This window comes from Paraclostridium benzoelyticum (assembly GCF_001006285.1).
GTDB lineage: Bacteria > Bacillota > Clostridia > Peptostreptococcales > Peptostreptococcaceae > Paraclostridium > Paraclostridium benzoelyticum.
In genome coordinates, this window is the sequence record NZ_LBBT01000289.1 from 1 (window position 1) to 3281 (window position 3281).

2 protein-coding genes are annotated in these 3281 nt (G+C 24.5%); both read right to left on the reverse strand.

Features of this window, described 5'->3' with window-relative positions; translation table 11 throughout:
* Positions 1–112 precede the first annotated feature (112 nt).
* On the reverse strand, positions 113–2272 hold the full coding sequence (locus VN21_RS14405; RefSeq protein WP_046823877.1) for a HAMP domain-containing sensor histidine kinase: 2160 nt from the start codon (positions 2270–2272) through the stop codon (positions 113–115).
* A complete protein-coding gene (locus VN21_RS14410) occupies positions 2247–2948 on the reverse strand; it encodes a response regulator transcription factor (protein WP_046823878.1) in 702 nt (233 codons plus the stop codon). The genes VN21_RS14405 and VN21_RS14410 overlap by 26 nt, the downstream gene beginning before the upstream one ends.
* Between the last annotated feature and the right edge of the window lie 333 nt (positions 2949–3281).

The window sequence follows — 3281 nt, forward strand, 5'->3', positions numbered from 1 at the left end:
TATAAATTTTTAAAATTCATTTTAAAAATTTGCATCAATTGACTAATTAAAGAGCTGTAAAATGATGCTTACTCTTTAAACATAATTTACAGCTCTATAACAAATTTCACTTCTATTTTTTTAAATTTATAACTACCTTAAATAAATCTCCATCAGTACTAACATTAAACATTCCTCCCTGAAGCTCAACAAAGCTCTTTGCTATGGCAAGACCTAACCCACTACCTTCCGTGTTCCTAGATTTATCTCCCCTTACAAACCTTTCAACTAAATCTTCTACATCAAAATCAATCTCTTCAGCTGTCATATTTCTAAAGCTTATTTTTACAAATTCAGATTCACTTATTATATCAATATACACTCTAGAATACTCCATTGCATATTTACTTATATTTATTAACAGGTTTTCAAATACTCTAAACGTTCTTTGACTATCTAATTTCAAAATTAATTTTTCTTCGGGAAAATTTGTTCTTACTTTTAAATTTGAAGCTTTTATTTTATCATCTACTTCAACTAATGTCTGTTTCATTAAAGACACTACATCTACATCTATTATATTTAAATGTACATTCCCACTATTAACTTTGCTAACCTCAAATAAATCTTCTATCAATACTCGTAATCTTTCAGATTTTCTATCCAATGTATCTATATAAATTTTTCGTTTTTCTTCAGTTAAATTTTCATCTTTTAATAAATCAACATAAGTTATTATAGATGTTAACGGGGTTTTCAAATCATGACTTACATTAGAAATCAATTCTGTCTTCATTTTTTGACTTTTAACTTCTTCATCTACAGCTTTTTTAAATCCTATTTGAATATTATCTATCTCATTTTTTAATACATTAAAAGTTCCTAAATCATCATTCAATTTTGTACCTAAGTTTCCATTTGCTATCTCTTTAGTTATATTTAGTAATTTATTATAATCCCTATTTATAGAAAGATACTTCTTCTTTATAATAAAGTATAAAACTAAAGTATATATAGGAACTAATATTAATCCAAAAAACCAAGTGCACGATATTAAACTTACTACAATTAAATTAAGAATTAACATAGATACTATTTTCTTTTTATTGTTTCTTCCTAATTCTATATCAAACATCCATTTTTTTGTTTTTCTTAATTTTTTATTTATATATTTTGTACCTTTATAAATCAACGAATGGTCTTTTAAGTATGTTGTATGTCTAGTTTTTATAATGTGTTTTAATAGTATTCCTCCTGTAAACATTACTGTAAATAAAACTACCCAGTAAATCAGGTTAATTAAATAATTAATTATATTATTAACATCTATTGTAAATTGCAATTGAGTAAAACTTATTATTGCTTTATTCATAACTGTTTTTATTATAAGTAAATCAGAAGCCAAATAGGCATAAACAAATGATAAGTAAACTAAAAATGCCACTACTTCTACTGGTATTTTTGTTATTTTTTCAAATATTTTTAACTCTTTAATTTCCTTATACGGAATAATCATTGCAACCAAAATAACAAATACAATTCCTATATTTATAAAAATTCTAGAAGCCATAGTATAAGAATGCTCTTGTTCCATATTTATTTCATGTGATATATTATCTACATATTTTAAATCTTTAGGTACTCCATATACAAACTTCATATTTTTTATAGGTTTCACTTCATAAATATCTTCGTCTAAATATGCAGATGTTTTTTTATTTTGGTTTAAATTAGATTCAATAGTTCTTTCATCTGCTCCATGTAGTTTGCTAATCTTCATATTTCCTTTATCATCAAAATCAATTGATATATAAAACTGATATTTATCTTTTAAACTTTCTTGAAAATTTTTATTAATGCTATCTATTTCATTTAAATTCCCACTAACACTTTGTTTTGTTAAATTTTTGGACTTATCTACAACATAATAGTCTAAATTTTTTAAATTTGTATTTAAGTTTTGAGCGAAATCATTTATCTTATTACCAAAATTATCTCTTATTTCCTTTGTATATTCATCATTATTATCTACACCCCCCTTTAACTCTAACATAAGATCTGCAGGACTAGTTTTTTCATTATTTTCATCATAAATTTTGTAGTAAAGTCCATATGTAGAGTCTATTAATTTGCTTGTGAAATCCCCATTATCTTCATATATATTATATCCAAAATGATTACTATACTTTTTTATACTTTGATAAGATAATACCATTCCTATTGACGCTATTAGTATTGTCATTACTATTATTAATTTTACATACAGTTTATTGTTTTTCAATTTTGTATCCAACGCCCCACACCACCTTTAAATATTTTGGATTTTTAGGGTTCATTTCTATTTTTTCTCTTATATTCCTTACATGAACCATTATTGTATCTGTATTTACAGCTCTTTCTTTCCATACTTTCTCATATATTTCATCTGCTGAAAATACCCTTCCTGGGTTTTTCATAAGCAAAGTAAGTATTTTAAATTCTATAGGAGTTGTTTTTACAAAGTTTCCATCAACACAAACTTCCTTTGTATTTACATTAAGTTCTAAGCCACCTATAGTATGTATGTTTTCATTTGGTATATTTTTTTCAACTAAATTTAAAAACTTTCTGTACCTTCTAAGTTGGGAATTCACTCTAGCTAAAAGCTCTAAAGGTTTAAAAGGTTTTTCAATATAGTCATCAGCTCCTATATTTAATCCTGTTATTTTATCAATTTCTTCAGATTTTGCAGATAACATTATAACTGGAAAATCATGATTTTCTCTTAATTTCATGGTAAACTCGATTCCGTCCATTTTAGGCATCATTATATCTACTATACTTAAATGAATAGTTTCTTTTTCTAATATACATAATCCTTCAATCCCGTTATTTGCAATAAATACATTATATCCTTGATTGTTTAAATAAGCTTTTACTGCATAAGCTATATCTTGTTCATCTTCTACAACTAAAATATTAAAATTCATTATTTCTACCCCACTTTATTATTTTTCTATATATATAATATCATAAGGCATTTTTTAATTTAACCAACTTCTTAAAACCTCCTTCTTTATCTTTATCGTAATTATATAATAACTTTAAATTTTTAAGATAATCAGTATATAAATCTAAAGATTTTCTAAAGGTTTAGTTTAGCTTCATTAATTAAATAATATAATAAAAAAAGCCGAAACCAATTAAACTAAGTTTCAGCTTTGATATGTATATATTTTCTTTAATTAAAAAATATTTATAAATTCATCTCCCCAGTGAACAACTCCATGAAATCCAGTCTTATCTTTCTTTATACCCATACT